This is a genomic window from Aminiphilus sp. (assembly GCF_029975095.1).
In the GTDB taxonomy this organism is placed as follows: domain Bacteria; phylum Synergistota; class Synergistia; order Synergistales; family Aminiphilaceae; genus Aminiphilus.
On sequence record NZ_JARKPW010000014.1, the window covers coordinates 1 to 22,203 of the forward strand.

Sequence of the window (22,203 nt, forward strand, 5' to 3'; positions counted from 1 at the left end):
TTCTTGCCGTGCTTCTTCTGGCGGTGGGGTTGTTTGCCATGGCTGCGATACCTGTGATGACGACGAAGCTTACGGTACAGAGTCTCCATCGTGGACAGGCATTGCTCCTGGCCTTGATGAAACTGGAAGAACTTGAGGGGGTCAAGTCCGTTTCTTCCGTTACGGAGCAGGCGGACCGGACAAATCCGCGGTACGCTCTTTCCTGGAATAAAGTCGAGGGTTCGGGAGGCGCGGCGGATGTGCTGCGTGTCATCGTTTTCTGGGACGATGTGCGAGGTGTCCGCCAGGAATTGATGGTGGAGAGAGCGGTGAGTTCGTTCGCTGCGGAGACGGCCAAGGATGACAAATGAATCGGATCGCGAGGGGAAGGCGCGACGCTTTCCGGATAATTCGTCTCGGACAGGAGAGCACGAAGCAAAAGCGAGGATTCACCCTTGTGGAGGTCCTTGTCTCCCTTCTCATCGGCGGCATTGCCGTGTCAACCGCTCTTTTCGCCCTCTATGCTTTTTTCAGCACTGTCGAACATAATACGGAGTATGCCGAGGCCCAGCAAAATGCCGAAATGGCTCTTGCGTTCCTTGAACCGTATGTTTTGCTTGCAGGTTTGGGCATGCCCAACAATGACGATCCGGGGCAGGAGAACCGCTTTTCCACGTGTTGGCCTTCAGGGAGCGGGAGCAGCCCAGGCTTGCCTCTTTGGCGGCGCTCTCCGCATTTCTGGACGAGTGCCGTAAGTTGTGTCGGTGAGGGAAACAGTGAATTGCGTCTTGTTTCCGCCGTGCCGAGAAAATGTGCCGCACTGGAAGAACGAATTCTGGACGCGGGAGGAGATAGTCTCCGAGTTTCGGAAGTGCCTTCGGAAGTTCTGGAACGGTGGATCGTCTTTCCTTCCTCCTCAATTCCTTTTTTCGTACAGGCTGCGGGAGCGGACTCTTTGACTCTTCGAGCGGTGCGGAACGCGCCGGTGAATCTCTATGACCAACTTCACGAAGTCAAAGCGTTGCGTTTTTTCGTTCAAGGCGAGCAACTGTACACGGATGATTTTTCCTCAGTGCAACCCAGAATCAAGGGTATCGTGGGTTTTCACGCGGAATTCGCGGATTCCCTTCTCACGGTCACGGTTCTTTCGCGTGCGTCGAAGCGGCATTCTGCGTCGGTGCAGCCCCATGTTTTCGGCTGGGATGAACAGAACGAAGGATGGCACCCTGTCAAAGCGGACCTGGACCTGCACTACCGTTATGTGGCGGTCACGAGAAGCTGGAGGATCCGAAATTGAGGCCCTTGCCGACAAAACTTTCCTGTCATGCCTTCCACGGCATGTCCCGTGGATTTGGTTTGGTAACGGTTCTCATTGTGCTCCTTCTCGGAGGTGCGCTGGTGGGAGCGGCGTTGTACGTCGCTGAAAATACTGCACGGACGGGACGCATGGCAGCAGAGTACGGAGAAATGTTCAACGCCGCCCAATATGGCCTGGAGGTCGGAAAAAACTGGATCGCAACCAGGATCAAGGACGCGAGGCTTCATGGACGTCCGCTTCCGAGGTGGAGCACCTCCGACGACGTTCTTGTTTGGGAGGCGTCCGGCGGACATCGGGAGAAATTGCTCGCGTTCTATTCCTATGATGTTGCCGGTGTTCTTCCGACGAAGTCGGTTTTCAGCGAGGACATCGTTTTCGAGAGTGGTTATGTTCCCCGCCTGGAGGGGAGGTTTTCGCTCCACGTGGCGGTTTTCGACGCTCGCTATGAAGTCCGATCCGGTTTTTCCTATGATCCTCTCATGCCGGTTCGTCTGACCATCCGGACGAATCTGGAAAGCATTCGCAAGGAGCAATCCTATAGCGAGGCGGACCGCCAAATCGGTGCCTATGTGGTGCGCAGTACGCTTTTTAAGGACGGCGTGAAACGAAAGGTGCTGGAGCAGGCGTTCATCGAGGCCAGATGAGGAGGTGATGCCGCATGTTGTCGAGACGAAATTCCCTTAGCCGCCGGAATGAGAGTCCGTATGAAAAGAAACTGCCGTTTTTCTGTCGGGGAGGAGCAGTTCCGGTTCTTCGCCTTTCGATTCTCCTTTTTCTTCTCTTCCAGTCAGGCTTTGCCGGTGCTCAAGTAGGTGATGGGGATCGGCTTCCTTCGGTTTCTTTCCCCAAATCCTCCTTTGATTTGGGAGCGGAATTTGAGTTGTTTTCTTCAGATCCACCGAACATTCTCCTCTTTCTCGACACGAGCGGCCGCATGCTCTGGACAAAAGAAGGAAATCCTCCGGGAAAATATCCCTACGACCCTTATCTCGACCCGGATCTCGACCATTGCACCTATGGCGATGGATCCCGTCCCTGGCGCTATGACGGGAGAGATCAGGAAAGATGGGGAAAGGATCTCGACACGGAGAACAATCTCACGCCCGAAATCGCTCTGGACGAAACGCGACGCGAAGCCTTCCTCAAGGAGAATTACCACCCGAATCTGCTTTGGAAAAACAGCAGCAACACGCCTCCGTCGGGATACCCGTCGCGATTTTCCAGTGCGGACCTTGCCCCCAACGACAGTCGCATGTACAAGGCGAAGATGATCCTTACGAGAATCCTTTCCGATCCGAGCATGGTTCGGGAGACGAACATCGCTTTCGCCACTTACAAACAAAAGCGTACCACGGCCTGGGCGGATTTCTACCTGAGATCTCCGTACCGTTTGGGGAGCTGGATCACCAATCCGTATTCGACGGTACGCAACGACAGCGAATATGTCCGGTGGGGGGTTCTGCACACAGATCAGCGAAGTGACAGCGAAGCCTACCGACGGGCCATGCTTCGCAGTGAATTTCTTGCGGTGGGAAAAAATGACGACCCATCGACGAAATTGGCGCCCATTCTCACTCTCATCGACGGCATCGAAAGCACCGGCGACGACGAGATCAAAGCGGACGGCGCCTGCCCATTGGCCGGTTCCATCGCCGGAAGCGCCTACACCGCAAGAGACTCGAACTCGAACAATCTTCCCACGGGCACCATCGAACAATTCTTCAAGCGTAAGGCCACCATTGCCTCGAGGTGTCAGGCGAACTGGCTCGTTCTCTTTGTCTACGGGCAGGATACGTCCAGAAACGGCGATCCGGTGGCTGCCGTGGAAGCTCTCTCGCGCGACACGGCGGTTTTGGGGACGCGTGTCATGGAAAAGGGCGTGCGCACCATGGTGGTTGGGTTCATTGATCCCGAAACGCAGCCCGACCTTGCAGTCACCCTCGATGCCATGGCGAAGAAAGGCAACCCGGAAGCTTCCAACGCGCATGCCTACCTAAGCGACAACGTGTCGGAACTGCTCAAGGCCTTCAGAATCGTCTTTCGCTCCATCAAAGACGTGAGCGGTGCCAATTCGGCTCCCGTGGTTCGTCCGCCTCTGAAAGGCGAGAGAGAAGGACATTATTTTGTCGCGGCGAACACGACGAAACAGAACGATCAATGGGAGGGCCATCTCTATCGGCATGCCATCAGCATCGATGTTTCGGGTAATGTCCTGATCGGTGAAGTGCCGCTCTGGGATGCGGGGGAACGCCTTGATCTCCGGAAAGGCGACACGAGAAGGATCTACACGGTGGACTGGGATTTCTCTCAGAGCAGTGCGGCGGCGGGTGCTCTCTCGGGGAGCAATATGGTTGACTTCGGCACGGGCAATGCGTCGGCTCTTCGGGACGAGATGGGGCTTTCTGCCGCGAGAGCCCGGCAGCTCACTTCCTGGGTTCGTGGCACCGACGTGTGGAATCCAGACGCCGGAGGTAGCGAACGCTGGAAACTGGCGGACATGTTCGGATCGGACATCGTTGTGGTCGGTCCTCCCCGAGGAACCTACCCGGATCGCAACTACAAAACGTTCGCCGCCGCCCACAGAAACAGGAAATCCCAGGTGTACGTGCAATCCAACGGAGGTCTGCTGCATGCCTTCGATTTCGAGACCGGTGATGAAACATGGGCTTTCATCCCGCCGAATGTGCTCCGCTTCAATCGCCTTGTGGGCCTTGTCAGTGACGATCTTTCCGGTTGGCCTTCCGGTACGGGGACAAACCGTTCCATTTCCCGTTTTTTACTCGACGGTCCTCTCGTCGTGGAGGACATGAAGATCAGCGGGGAATACCGGACGGTGCTCTTTGGTTCGCTCGGCAGAGGGGGATACGGAGTTTACGCGTTGGATGTCACAGAGGCGGATACGCCGAGGTTTCTCTGGGCCACGGAATACAACGGATACGCGTCGAGAATTCCTCCTTTTCCGGCTGCGGCGGTGAACAAAGCCACGCACTACATGTCCCTCTGGCGAGGAAAGGACGGTTTGTCCGGAGAGGCGGGAAGTGACTACCGGCGTATCGACCTCGACCGAATCACAGGAAGGAATTCGCCTCCCGTAGATCTTTCGCTCACGCCGGAGGAGGCGGGTTTCGATTATCGCGATCTTCGGTTTCCCGTGGGAGCCCCTGTCCTTGGAAGCGTCCGCTGTGACAGTTCCTGGAACAATCGCGATGCGGGGATCTGCTGGATCGGTCTTCTCGCCGGCGGCGCGGCGTCCGCTTCCGAGATCTCCGGTGCCTCCGGCGCGGTGTACGTGATGGACATGACGGACGGACGGATAGCAGGTGTCCCCATGAGAACCGAGGGGATGGCTTATGCCCCTCCCTCGGCCTATACGTTTCGCAACGACAACGTGCTCGAAGGGTTTTTCCTTGGCACGAGCGAAGGTGTGATCCATAGGGGTGTTTTTGACGGTTCGTTGCCCAGGGCGACGACTTTGGAAAAGGTTTTCGTGCTGGAATTACCGGGGAAGGATGGTGTGCTCCGCCGGGTGGGCATCCCTCTTGCTTTGGAAGTGACGTTGCGGAACGACGATGACATCTGGCTCTTCGGCGGAACTCGTGACGTTCCCACCGCTTCGGGAACTCTCGACAACGACGGACAGTGTTTTTTCGCCGTCAATACGGGAGGAGGTTCCTCCTTCCCGATCCGAACTGCCGAGCTGACGGCATTGGACCCGGATGCGACCGCATTTTCCTCGAACAATGCGGGATGGTACATCCCGCTGTATCGTTCGACAACAACGGAAGAGTACGTGACGGACATGCCGAAGATCGCAGGCGGGGTCCTCTTTGTCTCTACCTTTACTCCTGATCCGAACGTTTCCGCCTCTAGTTGCAGCGTTACGGGATCATCTCAGATTTTCATCGTGGATGCCTTTTCCGGCAAAGGGCTTTGGAACGCCGCCGGGAAAAAATCTCTTCGTCTCGACGGCGTGAAAGTGACGGGTGTTCAGGTGGCTTCTACGCAGACGACGGAGGGAGAGAAACATCAAGTGTATCTCGGCGTGACAACCCTCGAAAAACAGGTGTTTTCCGATCCGACTTTGCAGGGGCTGAATCTCCAGGAGAACCCTGGTGTCTTGGTCTTCGATGTCCCCGAGGAGGCACGGGAAACGATGGAGAGAAACCGACGTTACGTACCGGGAGTCCCTGTGATTCAGTATTGGAGGGATGTTTTCAATCGTTGACCTCCGGTGGAACAAGTATTCGCTCCGGGCAGCTTCAATGTGGTGACGTTCTCTCAAAAAATGGTGGCTTTTTGCCCCGCTCGCCTTCTACGCAAAAGGACCCTGCAGGTTTTTTTACTCCTGCAGGGTTTCCATCTGTAGAAACAGTTCTTCCCATCTGGGCATCAACTGTTCGAGTTCTTTTTCCAGAGACGCTCTTCGGATAAGCAGGGTCTGCACTTCCACGGAATTTTCCAAAACATCCGGTTCGCAAAGGCGGCAGTCGATGTGGCGTTTTTCTTCTTCCACCTCGTCGAGACGTTTTTCCACGGGGGTGAGAAGTTCCTGAAGAGTGCGGCGTTTTCGGTAGAGTTCGTTACGACGTTCTGCGGCGCCTCTCCGTCCATCGCGGTCCCTCGACGCTGGAGGAGCAATGCCGCTTTCTCTCCCCGAAGAAGAGGAAGACATTTCGCCTTCCGAAGCCTCCTCCGATATGATTCGCGCGCGTTTGTCGATGAAATAGGAGTAATTTCCCCGATATTCCAACAACGCACCGTTTCGAATTTCAAAGACCCGCGTGGCGAGAGCGTCGAGAAAGTGACGATCATGGGAGACGATGAGCAGGGTTCCTCCGTATTGCAAAAGCGCTTTTTGGAAAAGCTCCTTCGTTGCCATGTCCAGGTGATTGGTCGGCTCGTCGAGAATGAGCAGATTTGTGTCGAGCAGGAGTAGTTTGAGCAGGGCGAGACGCGATTTTTCGCCTCCCGAGAGAACGTGTATCGGCTTGTGAATGTCATCCCCGGAGAAGAGGAACGCTCCGAGAAGATTTCTTTTTGCCTTTTCGTCCGTTCGGGTTCCCAAACCTTGTATTTCCTGCCAGACTGTCTTGTTGTAGTCGAGGTTTTCCGCGCTTTCCTGCGAGAAGAACCCCATATGGACCCGCAGTCCCGGATGCAATTTCCCCTCTTCAGGCGTCTCCCGCCCGCTGAGAATGCGACAGAGGGTGGATTTCCCCGAACCATTGACCCCGACAAGGGCGATGCGCTCGCCTCGCTCCACTTCGAAGTCGAGGTTGCGAAATACCCAGTGATTCCCATAGCGTTTACCGATCTTTTCCGCCGCAAGGACTACCCGCCCACTTCGTTCTCCCTCGGGAAAAACGATGGAAATTCTCCGAGCATCTTCTTCCATTTCAATTTCCTGGTAGCGTTCGAGCATCTTGATCCTGCTCTGGACCTGAGAGGCTTTGCTCGCCTTGTAACGGAACCGCTCTACGAAATCGCGAATGTGCTTGATTTCCGCCTTCTGGAGTTCCATCTCCTTGCGAAGCGCTTCCATGCGGCGTTCACGCTCAAGGAGGTACGCGCTGTAGTTGCCCTTGTACACAGTGATCGTTCCGTTCCGCAATTCCGCGATCTGCGAGGTCATTTTGTCGAGAAATCGCCGGTCGTGGGAGATGGCGATGAGTGTGCCCCTGAAGTCTTTCAGATAACCTTCGAGCCATTCCATGCTTTCCGTATCGAGATGGTTCGTCGGTTCGTCGAGGAGAAGGACATCCGGCGCAGCCAGAAGGAGTGCGGCGAGGAGGAGGCGCATTTTCCATCCTCCCGAGAAGGTTCCGCAAAGAGAGCCAAGGGCATCGTCCCGAAAACCCAACCCTTTGAGTACTTTCCCCGCCAGGGCGGGAAAGACGTACCCGTTTCGAAGCGTGAACTCCTTGGCGGCATGGTCATGTCGTTCCAGGAGGATTCGTCTCTCCTCTCTGGCATCGGCGGGGAGATGAGAGATGTGTTCTTCGAGCGTGGAGAGCCGCTTTTCCATCTGGGTGATGCCCGCACGTTCCTTCAGAAAATCGAGCACGATCCCTTCTCCCAGCTCGACCATGTCCTGTGGAAGATATCCCAGGGTGAGTCCCTTGGTGGTCTCCACAGTTCCGTCGTCAGGCGAGACGAGGCCGAGTATGCAGCGAAGAAGTGTGGTTTTTCCAGCTCCGTTGTCGCCGACAAGGCCGAAGCGGCTTCCCGAGGGGACCGCCCAATTGAGTCCCGTGAAGACGCGGTGCTCGCGGAAGGCCAGAGAAAGAGTGGAGATGCGGATCATGGAATGCCTCCATTCTGTCGAAATACGTTACATCAGGGGAAAGGCAGATCAGGAATTTCTGTCCGGAAGCCTTTTCTTCGCCTTTTTTCGAGGACAGTCCGTATTGTAGTGGGGAAGGCGTTTTTTTTCCACGCCCGAAAAACGATCCGTGTCGACGGAATCGGGTTTATGCTACACTCCCTTTGCGGTTTGTCCGAGAGGTTTGACCGGGAACATCACCAAAAAGGGGCGTTCGGCATGCCGCAGGGAGGTGAGGCTCCACAGGAGAAAAGGCAACATAGTGAGGACATGATCGGCTCGTTTTGCCCGACAGGGAAAAGAAAAACTCACGAGGAGGTGTCAGTTCCAATGGCACGCAAACAAGTCGTTTACGGACTTCTCGACAAACCACCCCTTCCTATCCTGGTCCTTGCGGGAGCCCAGCATGTGTTGACCCTCTTCGGGGCGACCACGCTCGTTCCTCTCATTTTCGGGCCTGCGATGGGGATGGATACGGTACAGATCGGTTTCTTCATTTCCTGCGTCTATTTCGCCATGGGGATCGCCACGCTCGTTCAGACGCACCCCAAATTGGGAACAGGCCTTCCTATCGTTCAGGGTTCCAGTTTCAGCTTCATTCCTCCCGTCATGACCATTGTAGGGATCTACAAGGCGATGGGGCCCGAGGTGATCATGCAATACCTGGGGGGGGCTCTCATCGTCGGCGGTGTGGTTCTCTCCATCATCGGCTACAGTGGCCTCGTCGGAATCATCCGGAAGGTCATCACTCCGGTGGTCATCGGCCCTACCATCATGGCCATCGGCTTTTCCCTGTACGATGTGGCGGTGAAGTTCAACGCGGCGAATTACTGGCCGGTATCTCTCCTGGTCGTGGCGGGAGTTTTCTTCTTCGGTCTCATGAGCAGGAACAAGTATTTCAATATTTTTTCCGTCCTTTCTTCCATTGTCCTTGCCTACCTGGTCTGTTTCGTTGGAAGCTCTGTTGGATTTTTCCCAGAGGGGCATCCTGCACACGTGACCATGGCGAGCGTCGCTGCCGCGCCCTGGTTCAAATTCACCGGGTTTCTGCCCTGGGGTGCGCCGAAGTTCAGCGTTGTTGCCCTCGGTGCCATCGTGGCGGGGTTTTTCGCGGTCATGATCGAATCCATAGGTGACTATCATTCCTGTTCCTACGCATCGGGACTCGAGGATCCCACGCCGGAGATGATCAGTCGCGGTATCGGTGCGGAGGGGATGAACTGTGCCCTTGCAGGAGCCTTGGGTGCCGTGGGAACGACCTCCTACACGGAAAACATCGGGCTCATCAGTCTCACCGGTGTGGCGTCCCGATGGGTAGTGCGGACCGGCGCCGTCCTTCTCATTCTCATGAGCATGGTCGGCAAACTGGGAGCTCTCATCGCCACAGTGCCGAGCCCCGTCATCGGCGGCGCCTACATCGCCCTTTTCGGTACCATCGGTGCCCTGGGGATACAGGTGCTCATGCGTGCCGATATGGGCAGCCAGAGGAACGTGCTCATCGTCGGATTCGCCTTTCTCATGGCACTCGGTCTTCCGGGCTGGGTAACGGAGAAACAGGAATTGTTCTTCAGTTTCGGTATTGCGGGACAGGTGTTTTGGGCGATCATGAAGACTCCCATGGCGGTTGCGGGAATCTGCGCAGCCTTCTGGGACTCCATCGTCCCGGGCACGCCGGAAGAACGTGGCATAGGCACGCGGCTGTAATTCACCTGTGAGGGTCCTTTCCTCCTGCCACCCGGAAACCAAGGAAGCTCTTCTCCGGAATATATGGAGAAGAGCTTCCCTGAGGGGATCCTTTATCGGGGAACCTCCGCTTTTTTCAGATTTCGCGGGGCTCTGGCTTTTGCCGGAGGGGTGCCATCTTCAGGCGGATTGTTCCTGAACGACGAGCCCCTGAAAAGTGGGGTGGTAGAACAAGTGAAGTCCTCCCCACGCTTTGTCGATGCGAGCTGCCATGCCTTTGATCGTCACCTCCACGCCGGGGCTTGCAGTGCCGCTTACCGAGAGGGATGCGTCCCCGCGAAGATGGAGGAGGAGGTCATGGAGTTCCAGCAATCTTGCCTGAGTGTCTCCGAGGACGTCGAGAAGCCTTCGGTACATGTCGAAGGGGAGTTCTGGCTGTGTCTGTTGCGTGGCTTCCAGGGAAGTGCGGATCGTTTCGCTCATGCGCAGAAGCTTCCTCTGGAGACAGCGTATCCTATGGGGAAGGATGTCGTATTCGGAAAAGAGAGCGCTTCTGGAAACACCGAGCAGATCGATCCTGGTGTCTCCCCTGGAGAGCACCCGGATGTTGTTGGCGTTGACGTGTGCTTTTGCGGTGACCGAGGAAGCTGCGATCAGTCCCTTTTTGCCGGCGACCTTGACACCGTTCCGAGCGGTCACGATGGATCGGGAAATGTACTCGTTGACGACTACGGTCCGACCCTCGAGAATGGCCTCGTCCACATATCCGGCGCGGATCTCTTCCGCGGCACGGATGTACCCGCCGCCTTTTCCGAGGACCCCCCAGAGAATGGAAACGCTTCCTTCCAGACTGGAGACATCGGCTCTGCCGACGCTGCCCCGGATTTCCACGTTACCCCGGGCTGCGACCATGGCTCCGTCCCGAACGTGTCCCTCGACAAGGAGATGTGCATCGGTGGTGATGGATTGGCCCGGCTGTACATCCTCGGTAACGACGTGCAGCGGTTCGATGGAGAGGACGCCGCCTTTCCAGAGGAGGCACCCATCTCGGGTCGCCACAAGCTCTCTTCCGCGAAAGGCGAGTCCCTTTCCCATATAACCGATGGCTTTTCTTCCCTGGCTCGGCAGGATGAGCTCGCCGCGAACAGTTTTTCCGGCTGTTCCGGGCGTGGGGTCGAGAAGAGTCGCCACACGTTCGTTCTCTCGGACAGGGACGATGGAGTAGAGAAGGTAATTCTCGATTTTCCCGCGGTCTCCGGGAACAGCTTTCCCATCCGGGCGTGGCATTTCCAAGGCGAGAGCCCCATCCCTGCCAGCAATCGGAGGAGTGCCGAAAGCGATGGGGAGATGTCGCACGGGAAGGCCGGAACGGCTTGTCTTCAGGGCTTCCCGCACTGCGGCAAGTCGGAGCCCGTGTACAATACCCCGTTCTGCGCAGAGGACGAGAATGTGTTGCAGGTTGGACCATCCCGCCGGCAGGGAGAGCGAGCAGACCATCCCGTCGGGAGAAATGTCGAGTGTTGCAGGGGGTATGTGCTTTTTTCGCACAGTCTGTCGTTCTTGCGTCTGCGGAAGCTTCTCCGGGGTTTGCGTCAGGTCCGGCAACGACGCATTCTCTTCCTGAAGAGCGGCAAAGGTACCGATACGCACCGGGTAGATTGTTTCGTTTTTCAGAGCGAGGAGAAGCGCCTTCACGTTCACCTCGCAGGAGGGCAGGTGTTCGCGAAGAGTCTCAAGGATCTTCTTCGAAGAAGGACTCCCTTTGCGCAGAAGAAACACTCCGTTGTCTTTCGAAAGAAGGGAAAAATCTTTTCCCTGCAGGATCGTCTCAAAGGTCATCCCGTTCCCTCCTTTGGTGTGATATCCCCGCCGTGCGATGTGCAAGGATGCGTCACTTCCGTGTGCTTTTCCGGGCGGGAAGCGTACTCTTCCGCATCATACTGCAAAATGGTTCCTTCTGAAAACACTATGGAGCCGGCAGAAAAGAGAGGCGCTTTCCCTTAACGGTTTCGGCTGTCGCGTGTCCAAGGGAAAACGGGATGCCGTATAATGGAATCGACTTGGTCGCGCCGTTTCTGTCGTGTTGCGCGAGCCTCCATCGAGAAAGGGGTGTTGTTATGTCCGAGTGGGAATTTTACGAACCGTCCCGGGAAGAGCCGTCGGGGCCGAAACACCGCATTCCCCGCATGTTCCAGTCCGGCAAGATGGTCACGCTGCTCCTTTTCGTTCTTTTGGTCGGGGTTGCTGCCTACAGCTCGTATTACATCGTTCCCGCAGGTACCAGAGGAGTCGTCTTCCGCCTGGGAAAGGTCCATACGGTGGCGGACCAGGGGCTGCATTTCAAGGTGCCCTTTCTGGATTCGGTGATGCAAGTCAATACCGAGCGGATACGTCGCTATGAGTTCGGGTACCGCACGGTGAACGTGGGGCCGCCGGCGCAGTATCGGGATGTTCCCGCCGAATCGAAAATGCTCATCAGCGACAACAAGATCGTCGAGATCGACTGGGTGCTTCAGTTCCAGATCTCCGACCCTGCAGCGTTCGTCGTGCACGTTCCTTCTGGAGAGGATCGGTGGGAAAAGCTCATCCGGGATCTCGGGGAGTCGAGTCTGCGGAAGATTGTCGCTTCCAGAGATCTGGACACGGTGCTCACCGTCGGAAAAGAGGAGATCCAGACAGAAACGCGGGTGACTTTCCAGAAACTCCTGGAGGAGCTGGAAACGGGCATTCGCATCGTCGCCGTACAGCTTCAGGACGTCACGCCGCCTGTTGCGGTACAGGCGTCTTTCAGCGAGGTGAACAGCGCCAGGGCGGAGAGAGAGCGCCTCCAGTTGGAGGCGGAGCAGTTTGCCAATGAACTCATTCCTCAGGCCCAGGGAGAGGCACAACGCCTCCTGAACGAGTCGGAGGGGTACAAGTTCCGTCGGGTCCAGGTCGCTCAGGGAGAAGCGGCGCGCATCGAAGCACTTCGGGAGGCCTATATGCGTAATCCGAATCTTCTTCTCCAGTCCCTGTGGATCGAGAACATGCGGGACCTCTGGCCCAAGCTCAAAACCGTCATCGTGGAGGACTTCGGAAACGGTGTCATGCTCTTTCCGCTGGACAAGCTTCTCGACGCCGGAAAGGGAGGGGAAGGGCGATGAACGTACAAAGTTTGGGTCAGGCAGTGCGAAATGCGGTTCTCCTGGTAGCTCTCGTCGCCTTGGTTGCCGTCGGAATCGGCTCGTTCTACGTGATCCGGGCGGATCAGCAGGCGGTGGTTCTCCGGTTCGGCAAGGTCGTTCGGTCGGTGAGGGACCCCGGGCTCTATCTGAAAATGCCCTTTGCCGACGTGGTGGAACGGTTCACCAAGCGTCTGGTCGAATATGACGCGGACCCCGTCGCAGTGGTCACGTCCGACAAGAAGAACCTTGTCTTCGACAGCGTTGCGGTGTTTCGCATCGCAGATCCAGATGCGTTCTACCGTCGTATCCGCACCGTGGAAGGAGCGCAGCAACGCCTGGACGATTCGGTCTACGCCGCAGTGCGTATCGTTGCGGGCAAATCTACCTTCGATGAACTTGTCTTCTCCAGAAGGGGAGATTCTCTCGTCGAGGCCACCAGGATCACCAACGACCAGACCTCCGCCTACGGGGTAGAGGTGCTCAAGGTAGCTTTCAAAAGAGTCTTTCTTCCTCAGGAGAACGAGGAAGCGGTGTATCGCAGCATGATCGCCGAGCGAAGCCGTATTGCAGCTCAGCTCCGCGCGGAGGGGCGGTCGATTGCAGCGCGCCTCCGCTCCAAGGCGCAGCGTGACTATACGGAGATTCTCGCGGCGGCACAGAAGCAGGCGGAGGAAACCAGAGGCCAGGGAGATGCGGAGGCACAGCGCATCATCGCCGACGCGGCGGGACAGAACCCGGACCTGTATCTTTTTCTCCGAACACTGGAGTTCTACAAGGAGAATCTTCCTGAAACGCCGGTGTTCCTGAAGCCCGGGGAGGGAATACTCCGGTATCTCAAGGGTGCTGAGTAGAGGGAAGCTGCGAGATCCCTATAGGAACGAATGACGGTGGGCGACGAAAGAAGGGATATGCACTCGATGCATATCCCTTCTTTATGTTCTCCACTGGGAGGGGAACTTTTGCCCGACAATGTCACCCTCTTTCATTCATGGCTGTTTCCGGGGTGCAGCGTCCCTGCTTTCCCGCGGAGGATAGCCGTCGTTATAACTTTCGTTTCCACCGCGTACCTTCCGACGCGTCTTCGAGGATGATGCCCTTCATTTCCAGTTCAGCCCGGATGGCGTCTGCCCGGGCGAAGTCCTTCCGTTGCCGCGCGTCCCTGCGCTCCGCCACGAGCGCGTCGATTGCCGCATCGTCCTCCGAAGGGCGTTCCATGTCGTCAATGCCCAGAACCCCCATGATGTCCTCCACAAGGCGAAAGAAGCGCTCTGCTTCGGCAAGACCTTCCACGTCGGCGGCAGTGCACGCCTTTAAATGCGTGTTCACTGTTTTTACGACGGAGAAAACCACGCCCAATGCACCGGCGGTGTTGAAATCGTCGTCCAATTCTTTCCGGAACTGCTCTTCCGCGATGCGCACCGTTTCGCGCAACGTTTGATCGAGATTCGTCCCGTTTGCTTCAGCGGTAACGCTCGCCCTGAGATCCCGCCAGCAATTCCGAAGTCGTTCCACCCCTGCCGCAGCCTGAACGAGGGCATCCTCGGAGAAGCTGATGGGAGAGCGGTAGTGGGCGCTCAGCATGAAAAGGCGGATAGCCAGGGGGTGAAAGCGCTTTCTTGCCTCGCGGGCGGTGAGAAAGTTCCCCAGGGACTTGGACATCTTTTCCTGGTCGATGAGAAGATAGCCATTGTGGATCCAGAAGCGGACGAAGGGTTTTCCCGTGGCCGCCTCTGCCTGGGCGATTTCGTTCTCGTGGTGGGGAAAGACGAGATCGCTTCCTCCGGAGTGAATGTCCGCAGTCTCTCCCAGATACTTGGTGGCCATCGCGCTGCATTCGATGTGCCACCCCGGGCGCCCGGGGCCCCAGGGACTGTCCCAGGCAGGTTCTCCCGGTTTTTGAGCTTTCCACAGGGCGAAGTCCAGGGGGTGTTTCTTTCTGGGATCGACCTCGACCCGGGCTCCTGAGAGCAGTTCATCCAGATCCTGTCGGAGCAGTTTTCCGTAGCCGGGGAAACTTTGCACGTCGAAATAGACGTCCCCGTCCACGACGTAGCCATGTCCTTTTTCGAGGATGCCCTCGATGAGGCGGATGATTTCCGCCACATGTTCCGTGGCGAGAGGGTGCACCGTGGCCGGGCGGATTCCGAGTGCCGCCGCGTCCTCCCGATAAGCCTCGATGAAGCGTTCCGCCAGCTCGGAAACGGAGATGCCCAGTTCCCTGGCCCGGGTGATCATCTTGTCATCGATATCCGTGAAGTTCTGCACGAACGTCACGTCGTACCCGCAGTGCTCCAGGTAGCGCCGGAGCACGTCGAAGACGATGAAGGGGCGGGCGTTTCCGATGTGAAAATAGTCATAGACGGTGGGACCGCAGGCGTAGAAACCGACTTTGCCTGGATGAAGCGGAACGAAAGGTTCTTTTGTCCGGGTGAGATCGTTGTACAATGTCAATGCCATGACAGGCACCTCCTCGATTGCTCTTCGTGTTATCCTATACCGTTACAGGGGAAAGGAAAAGCCCGTCGAAGAAAACCACGTTGCTCTACAGGTGGAACGACAGTGACATTTCGAAAACTTCCCCGGAAGAATGGAGCAAGCGGCATGGAAAGGGAGAAACTGCTCGAACGAATAAGGGCATTTCCGGATCGTCCCGGCGTCTATCTCATGCACGATGAGACGGGAAATGTCCTTTACGTGGGAAAAGCCAAGTCTTTGCGGAAGCGAGTGGCTTCCTACTTCCGGCGTACAGGATACGCCTCTCCTCGATTGCGTAAACTTGTGGATTCGGTATCCGACATTTCCACGATCCGTACGGAATCCGAGGCGGAGGCGCTCATCACCGAGGCGAAGCTCATCAAAAAGTATCAACCCTTTTTCAACGTGGAACTGAAAATGGGCGAGCGCTATCCCTACATCAAAATAACCAGGGAACGTTTTCCGCGGATTGTGATCACCAGGCACCGGGAGGAGGATGGTGGAACCTACCTCGGCCCTTTTACCAGGGTAACGGAAATCCGCCGTCTCCTGCGCTTGGTGGAGCGCTATTTCCCCCTCCGGAGCTGTTCCCGCAATCTGGACGAGGGGCCATACGAGGCACGTCCCTGCATGAGGCATGCTTTGGGACGTTGTCTCGCTCCCTGCGCGGGGCGTTGCTCCGAAAGTGAATACGGAGAGCGGATTGCGGATATTCTGCTTTTGCTGAAGGGAAACACCTCGCATCTCGTGGAGCGCCTCCGTTCCCGCATGGAGCGGGCGTCCCAGGCTCTTGCTTTTGAAGAAGCGGCTCGTTACCGTGACACGATTCGTGCTCTTTGGATTTATCGGGGGCAACGGAACAACGCGTCGGAACAGGGAGACCTCGACTGGTCGACCTGGAGCGTTCTCCGGAGAGTACAGGAGGTGTTGCACCTCGACACGATTCCGTGGAGAATCGACGGCTTCGACATCTCTCATTTCTCTGGAAGGGAGACAGTGGGTGTCGTGGTGGTCTTCGAGCAGGGTGTTCCCAATTCGTCGCTTTATCGGCGGTTTGCTGTGAAGAGCGTGGAAGGTGTCGACGATTTTCGTTCCATCGAGGAAGTGGTGGGACGGAGGTACGGACGGGTTCTGGCGGGACAGGAGCCTATGCCGCAGCTCATTCTCATCGACGGAGGACCGCAACAATTGGTGTTTGCGAAGCAGGCTCTCGAAGCGCATCATGTGGAGGATGTTCCACTGGTCGCGTTGGCGAAGAGGGAGGAAGAACTCTATCTTCCCGGAAAATGTGAGCCGTTGCGTCTCGATCGGAACGATCCGGCGCTGCTGCTGCTTCAGAGAGTTCGGGATGAGGCGCACCGTTTTGCCGTGACGTCTCACAGGGGAAAACGGAACATCCGCTTGCGCCGGTCCGCTCTGGAAGAGATCCCGGGATTGGGCAAAAAACGGGCCGCCGCCCTGCTCGCCGTCTTCGGCAGTGTGCGCAGATTGAGCACCGCCGATGAGGAAGCCCTCGGTAGTGTGCCGGGGATCGGTCCGGCTCTGGCGAGAAAAATACGGAACGCTTTGAGGGAGATGGATGATGGGAATGCCGTCCCAGGTGATGCTTGACCAGTACTACATGCGTATGGCACTTTCTCTGGCTGCGCGTGGCACAGGATGCGTCTCGCCGAATCCGCGGGTGGGATGCGTCCTTGTCCGAGACGGGCACGTGGTCGGCAAGGGGTTTCACCAATGTTGCGGCGGTCCCCATGCGGAAGTGGAGGCACTGACGAGAGCCGGGGAATCAGCCCGGAACGCCACTGCCTATGTCACGCTCGAGCCATGTTCCCACTACGGAAGGACTCCTCCCTGTGCTCCTCGTCTCGTTGAGGCGGGCATTGCGAGGGTCGTGATCGGCACGGACGATCCGAACCCAGAAGTGAACGGGAAGGGAATCGCCCTTCTTCAAGAGGCGGGAGTCGAGGTTGTTCGTGGGGTGCTGGAGACGGAGTGCCGGTGGATGAATAGAGGATTTTTCCGGGTCATGGCCCTTGGAAGGCCCTGGATCACCGTGAAGGCCGCGGCATCTTTGGATGGGACCATCGCCTTGACGAACGGAGAGAGTCGATGGATTACCGGTGCCGCATCAAGGCGAGCCGGGCACTTGCTCCGGTCGGAACACGACGCGATTCTGACGGGAAAAGGGACGATTCTCGCGGATGACCCGGAACTCTCGGTTCGGGCCGTTCCCGGTTTTTCACCCCGGGTCGTCGTCCTCGACAGTGCCCTGGAAATCCCTCCCCATGCCAAGGTGTTACGACGTCCCGGCGCGATCCTGGCCTGCACGGAAAAGGCTCCGGTAGCCAGGGAGAGGGCGCTGTCCGATGGAGGGGCCACGGTTTTGCGCCTTCCCGCGAGCAATGGTCGAGTGGATCTCGTATCTCTTTTCTCCGAACTGGCCCGAAGAGGAATTCTTTCCGTTCTTGTCGAGGCGGGCGGAGAAGTGGTCGCTTCCTGTTTTCGCGAGAAACTCGCGGACCATGTCTCACTTTTTCTCGCTGCCAGGATCATGGGAGTTGGAAAACGTGTCTCCGGGTCCCTGCATTTTACGACCATGGAGGAACTCTTCTCGCTGGAAGCTGTTACAATACGCACCGTGGGAAATGACCACTGGCTGGAGGGGAGACCTGCATGTTCACCGGCCTTGTAGAAACCGTGGGGACTATTGCGGAAGTCCGTTCGTTCGGAGAGGTGACGCGCCTTGTGATCGAGTCGCGGAGACTGACGCCGACTCTTGTCTTCGGTCAGTCCGTCTGCGTTTCCGGAGCGTGTCTCAGCGTAGTGGACATCCGGGAGACTCTTTTCGAGGCGGAAATGATGCCGGAAACCAGGGATCGTACGACGTTGGGACAGCGCCGCCGAGGAGACCGCGTGAATCTGGAGCGAGCCCTGACGGTGGGGGCGAGACTCGACGGTCATTTTGTCTCGGGGCATGTTGACGGTACTGGGGACGTGCTTCACCTCTCAGGGGAGGGAAGGACGAAACGCCTGGAGATCTCTGCGGAGGAGGCATTGCTCCGCGAGATCGTCCCCAAGGGATCCATTGCCGTGGATGGTGTGAGCCTTACCGTGATCGGTGTGTTTCCGAAGTCTTTCAGTGTCGGTCTCATTCCGACGACACTGGGAGAAACGACCTTGGCCGCCCTCCACTCCGGAGATCGGGTGAACCTTGAGACGGACATGCTCGGAAAGTATGTCCGACGGACCTTGGAGGGCTTGTTCACTGTAAACGATGGGGAGAAACGGAGGCAGGCAGAAGGAATCACCTGGGACAGATTGCGCGAGTATGGATGGGCGTGAGCGCCGAGACTCGCGCTGTAATCGGGAAGGAACGCGATGTGGAGGAAAGGAGAACGTCGTGGAGGAAATCCGGTTCTGTGAAGTGGAAGAGGCGCTTGAGGACATCAGAAACGGAAAGATGGTCATCGTCGTGGACGACGAGGACAGGGAGAACGAAGGAGATCTTGTCGCCGCAGCGGAGAAGGTGACTCCGGAGATCATCAATTTTATGGTGACCTTCGGAAAGGGACTTGTCTGTGTTCCCTTGTCTGAAGAACGCGTGGAGGCACTTCAATTGCAGATGATGGTCGAGGAGAATTCCGACCTTCACGGAACGGCCTTCACCGTTTCCGTCGATGCCCACGAGGGAACCACAACGGGCATCTCCGCGTTCGAGCGGGCCCTGACGACGCGCCTTCTGGCGGATCCTTCATCGGGCTCGAAGGATTTCCGAAAGCCTGGTCATGTATTTCCCCTCAAGGCTCGCAGAGGGGGCGTTCTGAAACGGGCGGGGCATACCGAGGCCGCGGTCGATCTGGCCCGTCTTGCGGGACTCCGGCCTGCCGGGGTGATCTGTGAAATCATGAACGAGGACGGCTCCATGGCGAGGCTCGGTGATCTCCAGGAGTTTGCCCGGAGGCATGAATTGAAGATCCTCACCATAAAACAGCTCATTCGTTACCGTCATCTCCGGGATAAGCTCGTGGAACGCCTTTCCACGATACGGCTCCCCACGTCCTACGGGACCTTCGTTGCTCACGCCTACAGATCTCTCTTGGAAGATTCCCTGGATCGTCCTCACTTGGCTCTTGTAAAGGGGGATGTCCGGGAAAAGGACGATGTTCTCGTTCGGGTCCATTCGGAATGCCTCACGGGAGACGTCTTCGGATCCTTGCGTTGTGATTGCGGTTCCCAGCTCCATACGGCCATGACGCTCATCGAAAAGGAGGGCCAGGGTGTTCTCCTCTATATGCGTCAGGAGGGGCGAGGCATCGGTCTTCTGCCGAAACTCAAGGCCTACGAGTTGCAGGAGCAGGGGTTGGACACGGTGGAGGCGAACGTTGCGCTCGGTTTCGGCCCGGATCTGCGCGATTACGGCATTGGAGCGCAAATCCTGGCTGATCTAGGGTTGCGGAAGATCCGCCTCATTACGAACAATCCCAGAAAAATCGTCGGTCTCGAAGGATACGGTCTTGAGGTAACGGAACGAGTCGCCCTGGAAGTGGAGCCGAATCCGTACAACGAGTACTACCTGGAGACGAAACGTGAGAAGATGGGGCACATCCTTCATTTGCGGGATGTGGTGAAATGAAGTGCCCCTATGAGGGGTGAACGAGGACGGGAGGAATGACCATGCAGACGTTTCAGGGCAAGCTGGTAGGAGCAGGACAACGTTTTGCTTTCGTGGTGTCGCGGTTCAATGAACTGATCACGTCCCGTCTCCTCGAAGGCGCGAAGGACGCGCTCCTTCGCCATGGGATACGCCATCAGGATATGGATGTCTTCTGGGCTCCCGGAGCCTGGGAGATTCCCCTGGTCGTCAAGGAAATCGCTCTGTCCGGGAAATATGACGCGGTGATCGCCCTCGGCGCGGTCATTCGAGGGGATACGCCCCATTTTGACTATGTCGCGGCGGAGGTTTCCAAAGGACTGGCGCACATCGCACTCGATCAGCGGACCCCCGTCTCCTTCGGTGTGCTGACCTGTGACAACCTCGACCAGGCTCTCGCCAGAGCAGGCAGTAAGGCGGGAAACAAGGGAGTCGAGGCCGCCCTGGCGGCTCTGGAGATGGCGGATTTGCTGCGGGAAATTCGACACACCAAGGGGGAATGACCCATGCTCGATATACGGTGGATACGGGAAAACGAGGTACTCGTACGGACCATGCTCAAAAACCGGCATCACGAGTACCCCTTGGAGCAACTTCTTGCTCTCGATGACCGGCGACGGAAGATGCTGGTGGACGTAGAACGTATCAAAGCCACCCGTAACGAGGGATCGAAGAAGGTCGGCGAGGCGAAACGCCGTGGAGAGGATCCGGCCTCCCTCATGGAGGAGATGCGTCGTCTGGGTGAAGATGTCAAGGAGCTTGAGATTCAGCTTGACGTCTCCGAGGCGGAGATGGAACAACTCCTGTTGCGCATTCCGAATGTTCCCCACGAGTCCGTTCCTGTGGGCGCCTCGGAGGAGGACAACAGCGTTGTTCGTGTCTGGGGAGAGCCGAAGGTGTTCGATTTTTCGCCGAAGCCGCACTGGGAGCTGGGCGAAGCACTGAAAATCCTCGATTTCGAGAGAGGAGTGAAGCTCGCGGAGAGTCGCTTTACCCTCATGCGAGGTATGGGGGCGCGTCTTGAGAGAGCCCTCATCAACTTCATGCTCGATCTTCACGTGCAACGGCATGGTTACACGGAATTCGTACCGCCCTTCATGGTGAACAGTGCGACCATGCAGGGGACGGGGCAGCTTCCCAAATTCGCGGAGGACCTCTACAAGATCCATGAAGAGGACCTCTGGCTGATTCCCACGGCGGAGGTGCCTCTCACCAACATTCATTCCGGGGAGATCCTTTCCGAGGGTGACCTTCCGCTCAGCTATACCGCCTACACTCCCTGTTTTCGCAGAGAGGCAGGGACCTATGGAAAGGATGTCCGTGGATTTCTCCGGCAGCACCAGTTCGACAAGGTGGAGCTGGTGAAGATCTGCCATCCCGACAACAGTTACGAAGCGTTGGAGCAGCTCACGGAGAACGCGGAGCAGGTCCTCCGTGAGCTGGAAATTCCCTACCGCGTCGTGTGTCTTTGCACGGGCGATATGGGATTCGGGGCAACGAAGACCTACGACCTGGAAGTGTGGCTTCCCTCGCAGGACAAATATCGGGAGATCAGTTCCTGCAGCAACTGCGAAGATTTTCAAGCCCGGCGCATGAACGCGAAGTTCCGCCCGAAAGAGGGAGGGAAGCTTCGTTTCGTACATACCCTCAACGGATCTGGTGTCGCCGTAGGGCGATGTCTCATCGCCATCTTGGAGAACAACCAGCGCGAGGACGGTTCCATCGCGATACCCCGCGCACTCGTTCCCTATCTTGGAGGTGTAACGGAACTTCGGCCCTGACGTCTCTGCCCTGCCGTGAAAGTTGCAGCCCGAAGAGCCACCAGGGTGGAAACGTTTCGACGGGAAGGCTGGTGTCGGGGAGAAAAATTCTCGACATGGCGAGTATCGGTGTGCTCTTTGCTTGGGAAGACGGGTTTTTCGACCTCAGCTCTGTGTGGTAAAATTGTTTGACCCATGAAGCGCGGTCTTTTCTATGGGGACCGCTCGAGTTGGTGTTATGTTCGGAGAGAGTGCCGAAGTACAGCCCGTGCGAAGGACCGCAGGAGGAAGCTTGCAATGGAGACGATGGCCTCACCGGTTTTCGCTTTCTCGACACTGCTGATCATCATGATCGCCTTTTTTCTTGCCCAGCGATTTCTGCGGGTCTTTCTCGACCGTGACCAGTATGATTACCTTCGGGATGTCATGCTCGTCTGCGGATGGATTCTCGTCGCGCTCTGGAGTGGAAGCTCCGGAGCGCGACATGTCGTCCTTACGGCGGCGGCGGCGGCCTTGCTGGGATTGTATCAACGGTTTTCCAGAAAAGATGTCCGCCCGTTTTTCTTTCTTCTGGGGGCGGTTTTGGCTCTGATCGGTCCTCAAATCAGTTTCATCGCTCTTCCCGACGGTAGGTACCATTATCTTTCCTTTTTGGGCTCCATTGCTGCTACAGCGTTCTGGGTCGGGCTTTTTCCGTTGCTCATGCAGGAACTTGATCATATTTCCGGCCTGACGGGATATCTTCTGGCTCTGGCCTGGAGCATCATGTGCGGCGTCACACTTTTCTCCGGCCAATTCCTGGAGGAGTCTCTCTTCATGTGTACGGGAGGGCTCGCATTGCTTGCCGTGTT

17 protein-coding genes and 1 pseudogene are annotated in these 22,203 nt (G+C 57.1%); 14 read left to right on the forward strand and 4 right to left on the reverse strand.

Features of this window, described 5'->3' with window-relative positions:
* From Q1K49_RS00870 to Q1K49_RS00880, 3 genes are all read left to right on the forward strand, one after another.
* The coding region (locus Q1K49_RS00870) for a hypothetical protein (RefSeq protein ID WP_300521685.1) at positions 1-350 on the forward strand (350 nt) is incomplete at its 5' end.
* On the forward strand, positions 347-1,276 hold the full coding sequence (locus tag Q1K49_RS00875) for a type II secretion system protein (RefSeq protein WP_300521687.1): 930 nt from the start codon (positions 347-349) through the stop codon (positions 1,274-1,276). The genes Q1K49_RS00870 and Q1K49_RS00875, both read left to right, overlap by 4 nt.
* Positions 1,273-1,941 (forward strand): hypothetical protein, encoded by a 669-nt coding sequence (locus tag Q1K49_RS00880; RefSeq protein ID WP_300521690.1) that lies wholly within the window; start codon positions 1,273-1,275, stop codon positions 1,939-1,941. Before Q1K49_RS00875 ends, Q1K49_RS00880 begins: the two co-directional genes overlap by 4 nt.
* A gap of 36 nt (positions 1,942-1,977) precedes the next feature.
* Here Q1K49_RS00880 and Q1K49_RS00885 read toward each other — a convergent pair whose 3' ends face one another.
* Positions 1,978-2,196 (reverse strand): hypothetical protein, encoded by a 219-nt coding sequence (locus Q1K49_RS00885; RefSeq protein WP_300521693.1) that lies wholly within the window; start codon positions 2,194-2,196, stop codon positions 1,978-1,980.
* A gap of 35 nt (positions 2,197-2,231) precedes the next feature.
* Between Q1K49_RS00885 and Q1K49_RS00890 the strand changes: the two genes are divergently transcribed.
* Positions 2,232-5,522, forward strand: coding sequence for a PilC/PilY family type IV pilus protein (locus Q1K49_RS00890; RefSeq protein ID WP_300521696.1), 3,291 nt, complete (start codon positions 2,232-2,234; stop codon positions 5,520-5,522).
* A gap of 114 nt (positions 5,523-5,636) precedes the next feature.
* Here the strand turns inward: Q1K49_RS00890 and Q1K49_RS00895 are convergent, their stop codons facing one another.
* Positions 5,637-7,601 carry an ABC-F family ATP-binding cassette domain-containing protein gene (locus tag Q1K49_RS00895; RefSeq protein ID WP_300521700.1) on the reverse strand — a complete coding sequence of 655 codons (1,965 nt, stop codon included), beginning with the start codon at positions 7,599-7,601 and terminating at the stop codon, positions 5,637-5,639.
* 348 nt (positions 7,602-7,949) lie between these two features.
* On the opposite strand from Q1K49_RS00895, the gene Q1K49_RS00900 reads away from it, so the two are divergent.
* Positions 7,950-9,323 (forward strand): solute carrier family 23 protein, encoded by a 1,374-nt coding sequence (locus tag Q1K49_RS00900; RefSeq protein ID WP_300521703.1) that lies wholly within the window; start codon positions 7,950-7,952, stop codon positions 9,321-9,323.
* Positions 9,324-9,482: 159 nt separating this feature from the next.
* On the opposite strand, the gene Q1K49_RS00905 is transcribed toward Q1K49_RS00900, so the two are convergent.
* Positions 9,483-11,141, reverse strand: coding sequence for a FapA family protein (locus Q1K49_RS00905; RefSeq protein ID WP_300521706.1), 1,659 nt, complete (start codon positions 11,139-11,141; stop codon positions 9,483-9,485).
* Positions 11,142-11,419: 278 nt separating this feature from the next.
* Between Q1K49_RS00905 and hflK the strand changes: the two genes are divergently transcribed.
* Together hflK and Q1K49_RS00915 are read left to right on the forward strand one after the other, a co-directional pair.
* Positions 11,420-12,445 (forward strand): FtsH protease activity modulator HflK, encoded by a 1,026-nt coding sequence (gene hflK / locus Q1K49_RS00910; protein WP_300521709.1) that lies wholly within the window; start codon positions 11,420-11,422, stop codon positions 12,443-12,445.
* Entirely contained in the window at positions 12,442-13,317 is an 876-nt protein-coding gene (locus tag Q1K49_RS00915; RefSeq protein WP_300521711.1) for a protease modulator HflC, read from the forward strand. The genes hflK and Q1K49_RS00915 overlap by 4 nt, the downstream gene beginning before the upstream one ends.
* Before the next feature lie 190 nt (positions 13,318-13,507).
* Here Q1K49_RS00915 and cysS read toward each other — a convergent pair whose 3' ends face one another.
* A complete protein-coding gene (cysS, locus tag Q1K49_RS00920) occupies positions 13,508-14,923 on the reverse strand; it encodes a cysteine--tRNA ligase (protein WP_300521713.1) in 1,416 nt (471 codons plus the stop codon).
* A 144-nt stretch (positions 14,924-15,067) separates the two neighbouring features.
* Between cysS and Q1K49_RS00925 the strand changes: the two genes are divergently transcribed.
* The 7 genes and pseudogenes from Q1K49_RS00925 to Q1K49_RS00955 all read left to right on the forward strand — a co-directional run.
* Positions 15,068-16,552 carry an excinuclease ABC subunit UvrC gene (locus tag Q1K49_RS00925; protein WP_300521715.1) on the forward strand — a complete coding sequence of 495 codons (1,485 nt, stop codon included), beginning with the start codon at positions 15,068-15,070 and terminating at the stop codon, positions 16,550-16,552.
* Positions 16,521-17,633, forward strand: coding sequence for a bifunctional diaminohydroxyphosphoribosylaminopyrimidine deaminase/5-amino-6-(5-phosphoribosylamino)uracil reductase RibD (ribD, locus tag Q1K49_RS00930; RefSeq protein ID WP_300521717.1), 1,113 nt, complete (start codon positions 16,521-16,523; stop codon positions 17,631-17,633). Before Q1K49_RS00925 ends, ribD begins: the two co-directional genes overlap by 32 nt.
* A complete protein-coding gene (locus Q1K49_RS00935; RefSeq protein ID WP_300521719.1) occupies positions 17,615-18,283 on the forward strand; it encodes a riboflavin synthase in 669 nt (222 codons plus the stop codon). Before ribD ends, Q1K49_RS00935 begins: the two co-directional genes overlap by 19 nt.
* A gap of 58 nt (positions 18,284-18,341) precedes the next feature.
* Complete coding sequence (locus Q1K49_RS00940) at positions 18,342-19,574, forward strand: bifunctional 3,4-dihydroxy-2-butanone-4-phosphate synthase/GTP cyclohydrolase II (protein ID WP_300521722.1); 1,233 nt, start codon at positions 18,342-18,344, stop codon at positions 19,572-19,574.
* A gap of 41 nt (positions 19,575-19,615) precedes the next feature.
* Positions 19,616-20,095, forward strand: a complete 480-nt coding sequence (gene ribE, locus Q1K49_RS00945) for a 6,7-dimethyl-8-ribityllumazine synthase (RefSeq protein ID WP_300521725.1) — start codon at positions 19,616-19,618, stop codon at positions 20,093-20,095.
* 3 nt (positions 20,096-20,098) lie between these two features.
* A complete protein-coding gene (serS, locus tag Q1K49_RS00950; protein ID WP_300521728.1) occupies positions 20,099-21,373 on the forward strand; it encodes a serine--tRNA ligase in 1,275 nt (424 codons plus the stop codon).
* Positions 21,374-21,649: 276 nt separating this feature from the next.
* Positions 21,650-22,203: pseudogene (locus tag Q1K49_RS00955) on the forward strand (glycosyltransferase); the annotation flags it as partial.

Bases quoted from the DNA above. Each gene is read 5' to 3' on its own strand.
- Q1K49_RS00875 (WP_300521687.1), top strand. From the start codon at position 347: ATGAATCGGATCGCGAGGGGAAGGCGCGACGCTTTCCGGATAATTCGT.
- Q1K49_RS00890 (WP_300521696.1), top strand. From the start codon at position 2,232: ATGCTCTGGACAAAAGAAGGAAATCCTCCGGGAAAATATCCCTACGAC.
- Q1K49_RS00895 (WP_300521700.1), bottom strand. From the start codon at position 7,601: ATGATCCGCATCTCCACTCTTTCTCTGGCCTTCCGCGAGCACCGCGTC.
- Q1K49_RS00900 (WP_300521703.1), top strand. From the start codon at position 7,950: ATGGCACGCAAACAAGTCGTTTACGGACTTCTCGACAAACCACCCCTT.
- Q1K49_RS00905 (WP_300521706.1), bottom strand. From the start codon at position 11,141: ATGACCTTTGAGACGATCCTGCAGGGAAAAGATTTTTCCCTTCTTTCG.
- hflK (WP_300521709.1), top strand. From the start codon at position 11,420: ATGTCCGAGTGGGAATTTTACGAACCGTCCCGGGAAGAGCCGTCGGGG.
- Q1K49_RS00915 (WP_300521711.1), top strand. From the start codon at position 12,442: ATGAACGTACAAAGTTTGGGTCAGGCAGTGCGAAATGCGGTTCTCCTG.
- cysS (WP_300521713.1), bottom strand. From the start codon at position 14,923: ATGGCATTGACATTGTACAACGATCTCACCCGGACAAAAGAACCTTTC.
- Q1K49_RS00925 (WP_300521715.1), top strand. From the start codon at position 15,068: ATGGAAAGGGAGAAACTGCTCGAACGAATAAGGGCATTTCCGGATCGT.
- ribD (WP_300521717.1), top strand. From the start codon at position 16,521: ATGATGGGAATGCCGTCCCAGGTGATGCTTGACCAGTACTACATGCGT.
- Q1K49_RS00935 (WP_300521719.1), top strand. From the start codon at position 17,615: ATGTTCACCGGCCTTGTAGAAACCGTGGGGACTATTGCGGAAGTCCGT.
- ribE (WP_300521725.1), top strand. From the start codon at position 19,616: ATGCAGACGTTTCAGGGCAAGCTGGTAGGAGCAGGACAACGTTTTGCT.
- serS (WP_300521728.1), top strand. From the start codon at position 20,099: ATGCTCGATATACGGTGGATACGGGAAAACGAGGTACTCGTACGGACC.